Origin of the sequence: Lysobacter sp., assembly GCA_013141175.1 — a bacterium.
Taxonomy (GTDB): domain Bacteria; phylum Pseudomonadota; class Gammaproteobacteria; order Xanthomonadales; family Xanthomonadaceae; genus Lysobacter_I.
Genome location: JABFRN010000001.1, coordinates 1,721,247 through 1,735,099 on the forward strand (window position 1 = coordinate 1,721,247; position 13,853 = coordinate 1,735,099).

14 protein-coding genes are annotated in these 13,853 nt (G+C 64.9%); 8 read left to right on the forward strand and 6 right to left on the reverse strand.

From position 1 onward, the window contains the following. Positions 1 to 3: 3 nt before the first annotated feature. Positions 4 to 1,338 (forward strand): tRNA uridine-5-carboxymethylaminomethyl(34) synthesis GTPase MnmE, encoded by a 1,335-nt coding sequence (gene mnmE, locus HOP03_07730; protein NOT88056.1) that lies wholly within the window; start codon positions 4 to 6, stop codon positions 1,336 to 1,338. A 114-nt stretch (positions 1,339 to 1,452) separates the two neighbouring features. Next, positions 1,453 to 2,511: an energy transducer TonB gene (locus tag HOP03_07735; protein NOT88057.1), complete on the forward strand. Its 1,059-nt coding sequence runs from the start codon at positions 1,453 to 1,455 to the stop codon at positions 2,509 to 2,511. A gap of 130 nt (positions 2,512 to 2,641) precedes the next feature. On the opposite strand, the gene HOP03_07740 is transcribed toward HOP03_07735, so the two are convergent. The 5 genes from HOP03_07740 to HOP03_07760 all read right to left on the reverse strand — a co-directional run bounded on the left by HOP03_07740 (position 2,642) and on the right by HOP03_07760 (position 8,375). Then, on the reverse strand, positions 2,642 to 3,832 hold the full coding sequence (locus tag HOP03_07740; GenBank protein NOT88058.1) for an ABC transporter permease: 1,191 nt from the start codon (positions 3,830 to 3,832) through the stop codon (positions 2,642 to 2,644). Then, positions 3,829 to 4,575, reverse strand: coding sequence for an ATP-binding cassette domain-containing protein (locus HOP03_07745; protein NOT88059.1), 747 nt, complete (start codon positions 4,573 to 4,575; stop codon positions 3,829 to 3,831). Before HOP03_07745 ends, HOP03_07740 begins: the two co-directional genes overlap by 4 nt. A 120-nt stretch (positions 4,576 to 4,695) precedes the next feature. Beyond that, on the reverse strand, positions 4,696 to 6,198 hold the full coding sequence (locus HOP03_07750; GenBank protein NOT88060.1) for an alpha/beta fold hydrolase: 1,503 nt from the start codon (positions 6,196 to 6,198) through the stop codon (positions 4,696 to 4,698). A gap of 63 nt (positions 6,199 to 6,261) precedes the next feature. Further along, positions 6,262 to 7,398, reverse strand: a complete 1,137-nt coding sequence (locus tag HOP03_07755; GenBank protein NOT88061.1) for a hypothetical protein — start codon at positions 7,396 to 7,398, stop codon at positions 6,262 to 6,264. A 158-nt stretch (positions 7,399 to 7,556) separates the two neighbouring features. Then, entirely contained in the window at positions 7,557 to 8,375 is an 819-nt protein-coding gene (locus tag HOP03_07760) for a ferredoxin--NADP reductase (protein NOT88062.1), read from the reverse strand. Between the two features lie 62 nt (positions 8,376 to 8,437). On the opposite strand from HOP03_07760, the gene HOP03_07765 reads away from it, so the two are divergent. From HOP03_07765 to HOP03_07790, 6 genes are all read left to right on the forward strand, one after another. Then, entirely contained in the window at positions 8,438 to 9,403 is a 966-nt protein-coding gene (locus tag HOP03_07765) for an ABC transporter ATP-binding protein (GenBank protein NOT88063.1), read from the forward strand. Beyond that, positions 9,400 to 10,206, forward strand: coding sequence for an ABC transporter permease (locus HOP03_07770; GenBank protein NOT88064.1), 807 nt, complete (start codon positions 9,400 to 9,402; stop codon positions 10,204 to 10,206). The genes HOP03_07765 and HOP03_07770 overlap by 4 nt, the downstream gene beginning before the upstream one ends. A gap of 55 nt (positions 10,207 to 10,261) precedes the next feature. After that, on the forward strand, positions 10,262 to 10,777 hold the full coding sequence (locus tag HOP03_07775; protein ID NOT88065.1) for a hypothetical protein: 516 nt from the start codon (positions 10,262 to 10,264) through the stop codon (positions 10,775 to 10,777). Between the two features lie 76 nt (positions 10,778 to 10,853). After that, a complete protein-coding gene (locus HOP03_07780; GenBank protein ID NOT88066.1) occupies positions 10,854 to 11,759 on the forward strand; it encodes a DUF2167 domain-containing protein in 906 nt (301 codons plus the stop codon). Between the two features lie 108 nt (positions 11,760 to 11,867). Continuing rightward, positions 11,868 to 12,272, forward strand: coding sequence for a hypothetical protein (locus tag HOP03_07785; protein NOT88067.1), 405 nt, complete (start codon positions 11,868 to 11,870; stop codon positions 12,270 to 12,272). Between the two features lie 386 nt (positions 12,273 to 12,658). Next, positions 12,659 to 12,856, forward strand: a complete 198-nt coding sequence (locus tag HOP03_07790) for a hypothetical protein (protein NOT88068.1) — start codon at positions 12,659 to 12,661, stop codon at positions 12,854 to 12,856. On the opposite strand, the gene HOP03_07795 is transcribed toward HOP03_07790, so the two are convergent. Further along, a complete protein-coding gene (locus tag HOP03_07795) occupies positions 12,832 to 13,668 on the reverse strand; it encodes a hydrolase TatD (GenBank protein ID NOT88069.1) in 837 nt (278 codons plus the stop codon). The genes HOP03_07790 and HOP03_07795 overlap by 25 nt on opposite strands. Positions 13,669 to 13,853: the final 185 nt, after the last annotated feature.

Consider the following 13,853-nt stretch of genomic DNA (forward strand, 5'->3'; position numbering starts at 1 on the left):
GCGATGCAGACCCAGGACACCATCGCCGCCGTCGCCACCGCCGCAGGCGCCGGAGGCGTGGGTGTCGTGCGCATGTCCGGCGCGCGCGCGCGCGCGATCGCCGAAGCCGTCTGCGGGACCGGGCTGAAGCCGCGTCACGCGCACTACGCGCGGTTCCACGATGAACGCGGCGAAACGCTCGACGATGGGATCGCCCTGTATTTCAAGGCGCCGGCGAGTTACACCGGCGAGGACGTCGTGGAACTGCAGGCGCATGGCAGCCCTGCGGTGCTGCAACTGCTGCTCGCGCGTTGCTGCGCGCTCGGTGCGCGCATGGCCCGCGCCGGTGAATTCAGCGAACGCGCCTTCCTCAACGGCAAGCTCGATCTCGCCCAGGCCGAAGCGGTCGCCGATCTGATCGCGGCGGGCGATGTCCGCGCGGCGCGCGCGGCGCGGCGGTCGCTCGACGGCGTGTTCTCGCGGCGCGTGGATACGCTCGCGGACGCGCTGCTGCGGCTGCGGATGCACGTGGAAGCGGCGATCGATTTCGCCGATGAACCGCTCGACACGCTTGGGGGCGAGGCGCTGCGCAACGGCATGGCGCAGGCGGCGGCCGATCTCGACGCGCTGCTGCGCGAAGCCGAGCGCGGGCAGAAGCTGCGCGATGGGCTGCATGCGGTGATCGTGGGGCCGCCGAATGCCGGCAAAAGTTCGCTGTTGAACGCGCTGGCCGGCAGCGACCGCGCGATCGTCAGCGAGATCGCCGGCACCACTCGCGACCTGCTGCGCGAAACCGTGCGCGTCGAGGGGGTGGAACTGACCCTGGTCGACACCGCCGGGCTGCGCGCGGGCGGCGACACCATCGAGCGCGAAGGCATGCGCCGGGCGACATCGGAGTTGACGCGCGCGGATCTGGCGATCGTGGTCCTCGATGCGCGCGAGATCGAGGCCGGCCGCGCGGCGGTCGCGGAGGCGATCGCGGCGGTGCCGCAACGCCTGTGGGTGATCAACAAGATCGACCTGCTCGCCCAACCGCCGACTCCGGCCGAGGATGAAGTCTGGGTCTCTGCACGCACCGGCGCGGGGCTGGACCGCCTGTCTGTTGCGCTGCAAACGCTTTCGGGCGGGGCTGCGGAGGGTGCGGACGGTGCATTCAGCGCGCGCGTACGGCAGGTCGAGGCGTTGCGTCGCACAGCGCTGGAACTGGCGGGTGCGCAGCGATCGCTGGATGGGGATATGCTGGAACTGTCCGCCGAAGCGCTGCGGTTCGCCCACGACACCCTGGGAGAAATCACAGGTAGGGTTGCGCCGGACGACTTACTCGGTCACATTTTTTCTCGTTTTTGTATCGGAAAGTAATGACCTGCAAGTAAATGCATGGCACCCGGGGACGCGGGTGAGCGAGATAAAGGGGGCTGCTGGCACAAGACGTGCTTGCAGACCATCGACTCCAGCCAGCAGGAAACCATCGTGATGTCCGTTGCCCAAGACACCGCTTCTTCGTCCTTCCGTCCGCTTCGCGACGGTTTCCGCCATGCCGTACTGTCGGTGGCCCTGGTTCTGGCGATCGCCGCGTGCGGTGGCGACAAGGCCGAACCCGACACGGCCACCCAGCCGGCGACGACCGCAGCCACGACCACCCCGGTGCCGACCCAGGTCGTTTCCGCCCAGGTGGCGGCGATGAGCGTGGATCAACTCCGCGAAGCGGCCCGCGCTGCCCAGCTCGAACAACGCATGTACGCGCCGGCCGGCAACAATGCGATGGAGTACTACCTCGCGCTGCGCGACAAACAGCCGAACGACGCCGCCGTCGCCAGCGCTTTGACCGATCTGATGCCGTATGCGCTGATCGCCACCGAGCAGAGCATCGGCCGCGATGATTTCCCGGAAGCGCAGCGGCTGTACGCGCTGATGGAAAAAACCGACAAGGCCGCGCCTGCGCTGCCGCGTCTGAAGCAGTCGCTGGCCGATGCGCAGAACTCGTTCGCCCAGCGTCAGCAGCAGACCGAAGTCGATGCCGAAACCGAGAAGGCGCGCTTGGCCAAACTCGAAGAGGATCGCAAGAAAGAACAGGAAGAGACCCAGCGCAAGGCAGCGGAAAAGCTCGCGCAACAGCAGGCGACGCAGCAAGCAGCGGCGCAGCAGCAAGCGGCGCAGCAGGCAGCGGCCCAGCGCGAAGCCGAACAGCGCGCCGCTGCCGAGCGCGAAGCCGCGCAGCGCGAAGCCGCGCAACGCGAAGCCGCCCAGCGTGCGGCGCAACCGGCGACGGCGACGGCCAGCGACCTGCGCGCGATCAGTACTCCGTCGCCGAAATACCCGTTGGAAGCGCAGCGCGCCGGTCTATCGGGCGAAGTGCTGGTCGAATTCACGGTGGCGACCGATGGCTCGGTCAGTGCCGCGCGCGTCGTCCGCGGCAACCCGCCGCGCACATTCGATCGCGAAGCACTGGCTGCGGTCAAACGCTGGCGCTTCCAGCCGGTGGCCTCGCCGGTCACCACGCGGCGCACCATCGGTTTCAAACCCGGCGCCTGAACGCACGCATCGGCGCATCCGTTCGGTCCGCATCGCAGTACGAAAAGAGCCCGGCTTGCGCCGGGCTCTTTGCTGTCTGCGTATCGGCTTCGTGCTTGAAGCGGACTGATTCGAAGCGGACTGATTTGAATCAGGCAGAGATCGCGAGTTTTTCCTGACGGTAGCGCCAGATCGCCGCAAGCCACAGCACCCCGGCCAATGCCAGTGCGCAGAGCAGATAGATCGCCCATTGTTCGGGCGATGCGTTCTCGCCGCGGCTGGCTTTGACCAGCATCTGGTTCTGCGACAAGAACGGAATCGCGTACTGCCACAGATCCTGGTCCTTCAGCGGATACGCCATCAGCGCGTAGCTGGGGAGCATCGGCATCAACATCAGCCACACCATGTGGCTCTGCGCTTCCTTCATGCTTTTCGAGCCGGCGGCGATGAAGGTCAGCAGCGCCGTTCCGATCAGCACCAGCGGCAGCAGCACCAGCATCATCCTGCCGATGGCGAGAAACGAGACATCCAGCGAACTCGCCATTGCGCTGGTCGACAGCGCTGCGCTGAGCTTGAACGACAGCAGGGTGAGGATCACGCTGGCGATGCCGATCAGCGACGCTGCCGCCATCTTGCCGCTGACCAGCGTTCCACGCGCGACCGGCGTCGCCAGCAGCGGTTCCAGCGATTGCCGTTCGCGTTCGCCTGCGGTCACGTCCATGGTCAGATGCGCGCCGCCCATGAATGCGAACAGCACCAGGATCAACGGCAGCACGATCGACATCATCCGTCCCTGCTTAGCTTCGGGCGTGGCCACGTCGCGCTGTGTCACCGCCACCGATTGCGTCAACAGCGGGTTCACGCCGCGCGCGACCAGACGCAATGCGCCGGCCTGAGCGCTGTAGGCGTTGAGCGCGGAGCGCAGCCGTTCGATCGGCACATCCGCATTGGTGCGGGTGGTGTCGGCGACGATCTCCACTTTCGCCGGCCGGCTGGCGCGCCATTCCTCGCCGAAGTTGGGTGCGATCACCAGCGCCACGTCCTCGTCCTGGTTGCGGATCGCGGCGATCAGGTCCTTCGGCGCCGGCTTGGCGCGGATGTCCTGCGTCGCCAACCACGCGACGAGATTCGGCGCATGCTGCGCACCGATGATCGGAATCTCCAGCGGCTTCTCCAGCTGCGTGCTCATCCGCGCTTCCATCAGCTTGCCCATGCCCAGCATCAGCAGCGGATACATCAGCGGGCCGAGCAACAGCGCCATCAGGAAGGTGCGCCGGTCGCGGGCGAAATCGCGCAGTTCCTTGCGCAATACGGTCATGAAGATATTCAAGGACGTGCTCATGCGTGCAGGCCCTCCTCCGAGCCGATCAACTGGACGAAGGCGTCTTCGAGATTCTCGTGGCCCGCGCGCGCACGCAATTCATCGGGCGTGCCGATCGCCTTGACTTCGCCGGCCGCGATCACCACGATCCGGTCGCACAGCGCAGCGACCTCCTGCATGATGTGGCTGGAGAAAATCACGCAGCGGCCTTCGGCGCGAAGCTGCAGCAGGAACTGGCGCAAACCACGGGTGGTCATCACGTCGAGCCCGTTGGTGGGTTCGTCGAGGATCACGTTCTTCGGATCGTGCACCAGCGCCCGCGCGATCGCGGTCTTGGTGCGCTGGCCCTGCGAGAAGCCTTCGGTGCGACGGTCGAGGACATCTTCCATTCCCAGCGTTTCCGCCAGCCGCGCGGTGCGCATCGCAATGGTCTTCGCATCCAGTCCGTGCAGCTCGCCGAAGTAGGCGATGTTCTCGCGTGCGGTCAGGCGCTTGTACACGCCGCGCGCGTCGGGCAGTACGCCCAGGCGCTGGCGCACCGCAGTCGCATTCTTCTGGATGTCGAAGCCATCGACCGTCACCGTGCCCTGGTCGGGCGACATCAACGTATAGAGCATGCGCAGCGTGGTGGTCTTGCCGGCGCCGTTCGGGCCGAGCAGGCCGGTGATTTCGCCATCATGGGCGGTGAAACTCACGCCGCGCACGGCTTGCACCAGACCGGTCTTGGTCTTGAACGACTTGTGCAGATTATTGACATCGATCATGGGACAGCCCCGTGAAGAAAATAGGTGGATGACGCACGCACCGCAGCGTTTGCGAATGATCCGCCGCCCTTGGCCAAAAAGACCAAGAGGAGGAACATGGCTTCGGGCTTCAGCGCCGGATCAAGGCTCCCAGCCGTAATTGCCCGCGAACGGCGGCGTCGGCTTCAAGCGTTTCAGGCAGCTGGCGTCGATCTTCTTGGCATCGGCGGTCTCCACGAACTGCGCGAACAATTTCGGCATGCAGCCGGTGGTCAGTACGCTGTGGCCCTGCCCCGGCAGCACCAGATGACGGCCGTTCGGCAGCGTCTTCACCACTTCGTCGCCGTAGCGCGGCGGCGTGACCGGGTCGTACTCGCCGCTGATCGCCAGCACCGGAACATCGCCCGCCAACGGTTTGCGGAAGCCGGGATCGCGCGTGCCTTTCGGCCACACGGCGCATTGCGCCTGGATGAACTCGGCGATGCTGTTGCCCAGGATCGTCTTGTCGTCTTCCGGGCGCGGCCGTATTTCCGGATCTTCGGTGCAGCTCACCGACAGATGCATGCCCAGCGCCATCGAATCGCCGATATCGCCGCTCAGCGCGCGCGACTGCGACAACAGTGTTTCGTAGCGGCCCAGCGCAGCGTCGTGCAGGATCAATGGCAGCATCGATGCCGATTCCGGACGGTACGCGTAGAACCGCAGCAGACTGCCGAGATGCCCGAACTGCGGCACTTCTTCGCGCCATTCGCCATTGGTCGGATCGCGATAACGCACCGCGGCAAGGCCACCTGCCTGCAGCGTCGTCCGCACCTTGATCAGCAATGCATCGGGATCGCCGATGTTGCGTTTGCAGGCCGCATCCGCCACGCAGCGCGCGAACTGCTTCTTGATCGCCGTATCCAGATTGAGCGCGTGCTCCTGGCCCAGCACCAGCGTGTTCGGCGCGATCGAGTCGAGGGTGACGGTGCGGGTGTGTTCCGGATAGCGGGCCGCGTATTGCTGAGCGACGCGGGTGCCGTAGGAAATGCCGGCGACGTTGAGCTGTTCCACGCCGATGGTGGCGCGCAGCAGATCCAGGTCGCGGATGTGGTCGGCGGTGGTGTAGAAGCGCAGGTCCGAGGTCTTCGCCAGGCGATCGCGGCAGCGCTCGGTCAATGCGCGCAGTTTCGCGGGATCGTCGCTGTCCTCGGCGTTTTCGTCGAGAGAAACGATTTCGTCGCACTGCAACAGATGCGAGCCGCCGGTGCCGCGCGCATCCATCAACAGGATGTTGCGATTGCGGCGGACATCGCTCAGCGCCGGATGCAGCATCGGATAGCTTTCGAGGATCGACTGCCCCGGCCCGCCGGCGATGATCACCACCGGGTCCGACTGGATCTGGCTCTTGGCGGGGATCATCGCCACGGCCAGGGAAATCCTGCGGCCGTTGGGCGCGTCGTGATTCTCCGGCGCCTGCAGTACAGCGCACTGCGCTTCGACGCCTTCGCCGCGATCGCCGCCCAGCGCGCAGGGCTTGAACACCAGGCCGCCGTAGCGCACATCGCCGTTGGCGTCGGTCTTCGGAACCGCGGTCTTTTCAGCCTGCCCGTCGCAGGCGGCGAGCGCCAGCGCGAGTGAGCACAGCAACAGGGGTTTGAACATGGAAGGCATCTCGGTGGTGGTGTTCGATCGGGCGCGCTGCCCGGCTTCATGTGCTTGGACGTGTCAGGGTGAAGGATGTGACTGCGATGTTTCGACCAACCGGTCCTGAAGCCGGTCGAGCCGATCGATGATAAGAGCGGTTTCCCCCGAATCGCCATCGATCCGGAGTGCTTCGCGCGCTTGGGCGACTGCGGCACGAGCGCCGTCCAGATCGGAATGGCGCATCGCCAGTTCCGCAGTCAACCACGAACGCAGCCCATTCGCGGGCAGAATGGTGTCGCCCTTGGCTTTATCGATCCATGCGGCCAACAGTTCCGGGCAAGGATCGACATCGGCCGCATACACGGCCAGCGACAGTGCCGCGTATGTCCGGTGGAAAGTGGACAGAGTCGGGTATTGCCCGTGCAACGCCCGGGCCAGGACATCCGCCGTCGCGCGATCTCCGCGATCCAGGGCCCGCAGGAGTTCCAGTCCAAGCGCTTCCATGGCCACGACCGGGAACAAGCCCGGCAGCAGCGACGGGTGCGGCAGTACCGATGGCCACGCGGAAGGCCGTACACCCGACAGGGAGAGCGCCGAAATGCGCATGCTGTCGCGCAGGATGCGCGACTGTTCCGTGCCGCGCAGCGCTTCAAGCAGCCAGCGTCCGTCGGTCATCCAGCCATGCGACAGCCTGGGGGTGAGACTCATCGCCGCGAACAGCAATCCCGACAACGCGAACAGAGCGACAGCGATCCGCATCTCCACAGGCGCCGACGTCATCTGCTGCAGTACGACGAAGCCGGCGGTCGCCAGCAGCAGGTTCATCGTCGCGCCGCCCAGCACGAACAGCATCATGCTGCCGTTGCCGAAAGTACGATCCGGCCTGGGCAGCATCATTGCGAAGCCCCCGATCCCTTTGACGACCATCGGGGGATGCTGGCGCCAACCGCTGGTGTGACGTACGAAAAGACAGGGCCCGAAGCTGATCGCGAGAGGCCGCATGCCGCATGCGATCCCGAAGGCCATGTGACCCAGTTCGTGAAAGACGATCTGCAGTGCAGCCGACAGCCACAACGCTCCCAGAGCGATCGACAACGTGAACAGGAAGCGGAGCCACCCGCCTTCGGCGACCATCGCGACGAATGGCGTGTCGGGCCAATCGTGGGCGATCAGCGGGCCGAGGATGACGCCCGTGACCACCCACGCAGCGAACCGCAAGGGAAACCCGACAGGCCTGTGCCGGCTCGGCACAGCGGATAGGTCCTCTTCCGCTGGCGGAAACAGCGAAAGGGTCTGGATCGTTTCCGACATCGCGATCCTCTGATGGGCCGTTGGCATCACGGAACGATTCGTGCCGCGCTGGATGGAAAGCGGCGTTACTTGCTGCTGACGTACTTTTCGCGACGGATGTGCGAGACCGGCAGGTGGTGGCTTTTCAGCGTCTCGAAACAGGCGTCGACCATGTTCGGGTTGCCGCAGAGGTAGGCGATGTCGCCTTCGGCCTGCGGCGCGAATTCGGCGAGCTGGTCCTGCACATAGCCTTTGCGCACGTCGGCATGCGCGTGCGGCGAGCCCTCGGCGGGCAGTTCGCGCGAGAAGCAGGGCACGAAGCGGAAGTTCGTGTGCGCGTCGGCGAAAGCGCGGAATTCGTCGCCGTACAGCAGCTCCTCGGGCGTGCGCGCGCCGAACAGCAGGACGACTTCGATCCCGCGTCCCGCGATCTGCGCCGCCAGCTGCGGCAGCATCGCGCGGTACGGGGTGACGCCGGTACCGGTGCCGATCAGCAGATAGCGGCGGTTGGCGTCGGCGGGCATCAGGCAGAAGCGGCCGTAGGGGCCGCTGGCGGTGATCGTGCCGCCCAGCGCCAGGCCTTCGAACAGCATGGTCGCCGCGCCGCCGGCCACGTAACTGACCGCGATCTCGACCGCATCGCCCGGCGCCAGCGCATGATCGTGCTGGGTGGCGAGCGAGTAGCTGCGCTTGGTCGCGGTGCCGTCGGCGTAGTGGAAATGCACCTGCAGGAACTGGCCGGGGATGTAATCCAGCGGTGCGCCATCGTCGCGGACGAAGCCGAGATGGGCGACGGTGGGGGCCAACATCCGGCGGGCGACGAGTTTGAGCGGGAAATGAGCGGACACAGGGCGACTCTGTGGGAAGGAGTGTTGCCGGGCGAAGACATCCAGGCAGCCGGGCATGGCCGCCTATACTAGCGGTTCCGCCGTTCTGTTCCCCTCCCTGCGGCGGAGTGAGGACCCCCATGCTTCCAGACTCCGCTTCCGGCACCCATCTGCCGGCGCTTTCGATCCGCGACCTGCGCAAGACCTACGACAACGGCGTCGAAGCCCTCAAGGGCGTATCGCTGGATGTCTTGCCGGGCGATTTCTACGCATTGCTCGGCCCCAACGGCGCCGGCAAGTCGACCCTGATCGGCATCACCAGTTCGCTGGTCAACAAGACGTCGGGCGAAGTCCGCATCTTCGGCGTCGACATCGCCGCCGACCGCGACGCGGCGATGCGCCTGATCGGCCTGGTGCCGCAGGAAATCAACTTCAACATGTTCGAGAAGCCGTTCGACATCTGCGTGAACTACGCCGGCTTCTATGGCGTGCCGCGCACGATCGCCCGCGAACGCGCCGAGCGGGTGCTGAAGGAAGCGCAGCTGTGGGACAAGGCCGACAAGATGAGCCGTACGCTCTCCGGCGGCATGAAACGGCGGCTGATGATCGCCCGCGCGATGATGACCAGCCCGCGCCTGCTGATCCTCGACGAGCCCACCGCCGGCGTCGATATCGAAATCCGCCGCGGCATGTGGAAGACGCTGAAGGAGATCAACGCCTCGGGCACCACCATCATCCTGACCACGCATTATCTGGAAGAGGCCGAAAGCCTCTGCCGCAACCTCGCGATCATCGACAAGGGCCGGATCGTCGAGGAAGGTCCGATGAAGGCGCTGCTGGCGAAACTCGATGTCGAAGGCTTCCTGCTGGATATCGAGCACATGCTCCCGGCCGAGCTGCCGAGGATCGAAGGCGCGACGCTGCTGGCCGAAGACGATCACACCATCGATATCGAAAAACCGCGCGCGATGGAATTGAACCAGGTGTTCGCCGCGCTGGATGCCGCCGGGATCCGCGTGCGCTCGATGCGCACCAAGACCAACCGGCTGGAGGAGCTGTTCGTGCGGCTCACCGGCAACGACAGCGCAAAGGCGGTGGCGGCATGAGTGCGCAGGAGAACGTTTCCGTCGAGATGAGCATCGGCCAGCGCCAGCGCGTCGCGCTGTACACCATCGTCCGTCGCGAAGTGGCGCGGATCCTGCGCATCTGGGGCCAGACCCTGGTCCCGCCCGCGATCACCATGACCCTGTATTTCCTGATCTTCGGCGGCCTGATCGGTTCGCGCGTCGGCGAGATGGACGGCATCAAGTACATGGACTTCATCGTTCCCGGGCTGGTGATGATGAGCATCATCCAGAACAGCTACGGCAACATCTCGTCGAGCTTCTTCGGCGCCAAATTCGGCCGCCACATCGAGGAATTGCTGGTCAGTCCGATGCCGTCGTGGGTGATCCTCGGCGGCTACGTCGCCGGCGCGGTGCTGCGCGGGCTGATGGTCGGCGCGATCGTATTGGTGATCGCGATGTTCTTCACCCACGTGCGCATGCCGCATCCGTTCGTCACCCTGACCACGGTGCTGCTGGGCGCGACCATCTTCGCCCTCGCCGGTTTCGTCAACGCGGTGTACGCGAAGAAGTTCGACGACATCGCGATCGTGCCGACCTTCATCCTCACCCCGCTCACGTATCTCGGCGGCGTGTTCTATTCGGTGAAGCTGCTGCCCGACTGGGCCGAAGCCGCGACCCATCTCAACCCGATCTTCTACATGGTCAACGCGTTCCGCTACGGCCTGCTGGGCGTGTCCGACGTGCCGCTGTGGCTGGCCTATGCGCTGATGCTGGGCTTCGTGGTGGTGCTGGGCGCACTGGGCCTGTGGCTGTTGAAGCGCGGCGTCGGGATGCGCAGCTGACCCCGAGACCTTCACCGGCCCGTTATCGCGACCGTCCAGACGCCAGGAGCGAACCATGCGAATCCCCACCTGCACTGCCGTTGTACTGATCGCCGCATTGACCGCGTGCACGGCCACCCAGCCGCAGGCCGCCGCCGCACCGCCCACGGATCCGCCGCAGGCGTCGCCGCCGCCGCCCGGCGCCTCCGGCAAGATCTCGGCCGACATGGTGGACAAGGTCAGCCCGGTGGCCGCGTTCAGGGGCCTGGGCGAGCACTTCAACATCGAGATCCAGAGCGAGGGCGGGCCGACCGCGGACGGCCTGCGCCACCGCGTGCATCTGGCATGGGGCATGGGCACGCACGAAGCGGACGGCACGCTGTTCTATCGCGACACGCCCGGACCGGCGCGCGGCGCACCGATCGCACTCGACGGCACGCTCGACACCGCCAAAGGCAAGCAAGCGATCCGGGTCGAAATCGTCACCGCAGCCTGCACCGACGATGCCGATGTCGTCCACCCGCAGCGGGTGAAGATCGCGCTGCAGGGCGAATCGGCGATGGCCGGCTGCGGCGATCTGGCGGTTTACTGAATTCTTCTGGCGCTGCGCGCTCGCTCGCGGCACACTTCCGCCACGGGCGCGGGGGCGCTCATCGATCGGGGTCGTCATGTTCAGGAAATGGGGATGGGTCGCGCTGGTCGCGATCGCGCTGTCGTTCGGCCAGAGGGTGTCCGCACAGACGCCCGACGAGGCCGCCGCGCAGCTGAAAACCTTCATGGCTTCGTTGAAGTTCCGCAGCGGCGATGTCCCCGTCTCCGAAGCCGAAGCGCGATTCCGCCTGGGCTCGCAGTTCCGCTATCTCGAAAAAACCGATGCACGCCGCGTGCTCGAGGAATTCTGGGGAAACCCTCCGGACGACAGCATCCTCGGCCTGATCGTGCCCACGTCCGCACCGCTCGACAGCGAGAAATCCTGGGCGGTGGTGGTCACGTATTCCGACGAGGGCTACGTCGCGGACGAGGATGCGGCGAAAACCGATTACAACGCCATGCTCGTCGAGCTGAAGAAGGCGACGCAGGAAGAGAACGCGGCGCGCAAGGAGGCCGGTTACGAACCAGTGGAGCTGGTCGGCTGGGCGGTTCCGCCGCGTTACGACACCGCCAGCAAGAAACTCTACTGGGCGAAGGAAATCGCATTCCAGGGCAACGAGCAGCACACCCTCAACTATGATGTGCGCGTACTCGGCCGCCGTGGTTTTCTCAGCCTGAACGCGGTCGCCGGAATGTCCGAGCTCAGTGCGGTGCAGACCGGCATGCAACAGCTGTTGCCGATGGCCGAATTCGATTCCGGCGCGCGCTATGCCGACTACGATGCCGGCAACGACAAACTGGCCGGTTATGGCGTCGCAGCGCTGATCGGCGGCGGCATCGCCGCCAAGACCGGCCTGCTCGCCAAGCTCGGCGTGCTGCTGCTCGCCGGCAAGAAGTTCATCGTGTTCCTGTTCATCGGCCTGATCGCGCTGGTGCGCAAACTGTTCAGCGGCAAGAAAGAGCGCGAGAACACCGTGCGCTGAACGGCCATCCTGCATGGCGCGGTGCAGCGTGCGCCCGCGCATCGCCGGGAGTAAGTTCGACCGACATCGACAGGGTTGCGATATCGCAACCCCGCCAAGGAGAAGGCGATGCTGAACAGGCTGAGGAAATTCCTGCCGCTGCTGTTGATCCCCGCGTTTTTCATGGCCGGCCTGTACGGCGGGCCGAAAGCGGTCGCGCTCTACAACACCGTGTTTCCGCCGAAGGAGTACACCACCGGCGATCACGATGCGCTGTACGCGAAAGTCGGCAACGACGTGGTGATCTACACCACCAGCACCTGCCCCTTTTGCGCGCAGGCGCGAGCGCTGTTCGCCGCGAAGGGCGTGAAGTACACCGAATACCAGATCGACAAATCGAAGACCGCCAACGACGAGTTCGCCGCGAAGGGCGGCATCGGCGTGCCCTTGGTGTACATCGGCGATCGCCGGATCGATGGTTATCGCGAGACGGCGATCCTGGAAGCTTTGAAAGCAATTGGCGCACAAAGGTAAGGTCAACGGGCCCGACCTTTTAGCGGCCCATATATCGATAAGGAGAGTGTGAAGTGAAAACCAGAACGCTGTTGTGGGCCGCCGTACTTGCATTTTCAACAGGATTGGGAATGAGTACATCGTTTGCAAAAGACGAAAGCCAAATATTTATCGGTGATAAATGCACCTTAGATTGCGGTAATAAATACCTTGGGTGTATTAGAAGTGGTTTCCCAGAGAATCAATGCTTAGAGCAGCGTAGCGCTTGCTTTCAAGCCTGCGGCCAGTAACTTTTTGATTTGTAGGCTCGCTTAGATCACCACGATAAAAAATAGCTGGAACTCTTTGATCCGGCTTCCAATAGAGTCGATCGTACTCGGAAGGAGAAGGACGATGAAGACGAAAACGTGGGTCCTGCCAGCATGATGGCGATGGCGGCCGGCCTGGGCATGTCGATGTCGACGACCACGGCTGCCGCCGGCAACCAGTGCATCAGGATGTGCCAGACCGAGTACACCGACTGCTGGTACTCGTGCACGCCCGGGCAGGGCTGGTGTTACGACATGTGCCGCACCAACTACTACGACTGTGCCGCCGACTGCTGATCGGCGCTACCAGAAAGCTTGAAAAACGCCATCGCCGTCGCGCTTGTCGCGGCGGCGACGGTCGCGACCGTCTCGCCGCGATCGCGCGCGAGTTCTTCGACGATATGCGCGAGGTACATCGGCTCGTTGCGTCGATGCGAAGGCGATGGCTTGACCGTGCGCGGCAGCAGGTACGGCGCATCGGTTTCGATCATCAGACGCTGCGCCGGAATGTGCTTCACCAGTTCGCGCAGGTGGGTACCGCGACGCTCGTCGCAGAGCCAGCCGGTGATGCCGATGTGCCAGTCCTGGTCGAGGTAGTCGAACAATTCCCTGCGGGTGCCGGTGAAACAGTGCACCACCGCCGGGCCGAGGCGATCGTCGAAATTCTTCATCATCGCCATGAAATCGTCGTGCGCATCGCGCTGATGCAGGAACAATGGCTTGCGCGATTCCGGCGCGCCGAGTTCGGAAGCCAGCTGCAGTTGCCGCTCGAACGCCCTGCGCTGCGCCGGGCGCGGCGAGAAATCGCGGTTGTAGTCCAGCCCGCATTCGCCCACCGCCACCACCTCCGCGTGCGTGTGCAGTTCGCGCATCTCTGCGTCGCATTCGTCGGTGTATTCCACCGCGTGGTGCGGATGCACGCCGGCGGTGGCGAACAGTACGCCCGGAAACGTCCGCGCCAGCAGCAGGGCTTTGGGCGAATGTTCGCGACTGGCGCCGGTGACGATCATCTTCGTCACGCCCGCCTCGCGCGCGCGCTGCAGCACGGCCTCGCGATCGTGATCGAAACTGTCGTGGGTGAGATTGGCGCCGATGTCGATCAGGGTCATGCGCAAGTCCGTGAGGATTGAACCGTCATTGTACGGAAACGCCGCATGCGTTCCGTCGATCATCGCTCCACCGGCCGCCGCCGGCAGCCCGAAACAATTGCTTACATCTTCGACCGCCGCAAACGTCAACCCGGCATGCATTGCCCGCGTTCATGGTCGCGTCCCTCAACCAAGGAAGACGTGCC

Excerpts from the sequence above, each read along its gene's own strand:
- mnmE (NOT88056.1), top strand. The coding sequence starts at position 4 with ATGCAGACCCAGGACACCATCGCCGCCGTCGCCACCGCCGCAGGCGCC.
- HOP03_07735 (NOT88057.1), top strand. The coding sequence starts at position 1,453 with ATGTCCGTTGCCCAAGACACCGCTTCTTCGTCCTTCCGTCCGCTTCGC.
- HOP03_07740 (NOT88058.1), bottom strand. The coding sequence starts at position 3,832 with ATGAGCACGTCCTTGAATATCTTCATGACCGTATTGCGCAAGGAACTG.
- HOP03_07745 (NOT88059.1), bottom strand. The coding sequence starts at position 4,575 with ATGATCGATGTCAATAATCTGCACAAGTCGTTCAAGACCAAGACCGGT.
- HOP03_07750 (NOT88060.1), bottom strand. The coding sequence starts at position 6,198 with ATGTTCAAACCCCTGTTGCTGTGCTCACTCGCGCTGGCGCTCGCCGCC.
- HOP03_07760 (NOT88062.1), bottom strand. The coding sequence starts at position 8,375 with ATGCCCGGCTGCCTGGATGTCTTCGCCCGGCAACACTCCTTCCCACAG.
- HOP03_07765 (NOT88063.1), top strand. The coding sequence starts at position 8,438 with ATGCTTCCAGACTCCGCTTCCGGCACCCATCTGCCGGCGCTTTCGATC.
- HOP03_07770 (NOT88064.1), top strand. The coding sequence starts at position 9,400 with ATGAGTGCGCAGGAGAACGTTTCCGTCGAGATGAGCATCGGCCAGCGC.
- HOP03_07775 (NOT88065.1), top strand. The coding sequence starts at position 10,262 with ATGCGAATCCCCACCTGCACTGCCGTTGTACTGATCGCCGCATTGACC.
- HOP03_07780 (NOT88066.1), top strand. The coding sequence starts at position 10,854 with ATGTTCAGGAAATGGGGATGGGTCGCGCTGGTCGCGATCGCGCTGTCG.
- HOP03_07785 (NOT88067.1), top strand. The coding sequence starts at position 11,868 with ATGCTGAACAGGCTGAGGAAATTCCTGCCGCTGCTGTTGATCCCCGCG.
- HOP03_07795 (NOT88069.1), bottom strand. The coding sequence starts at position 13,668 with ATGACCCTGATCGACATCGGCGCCAATCTCACCCACGACAGTTTCGAT.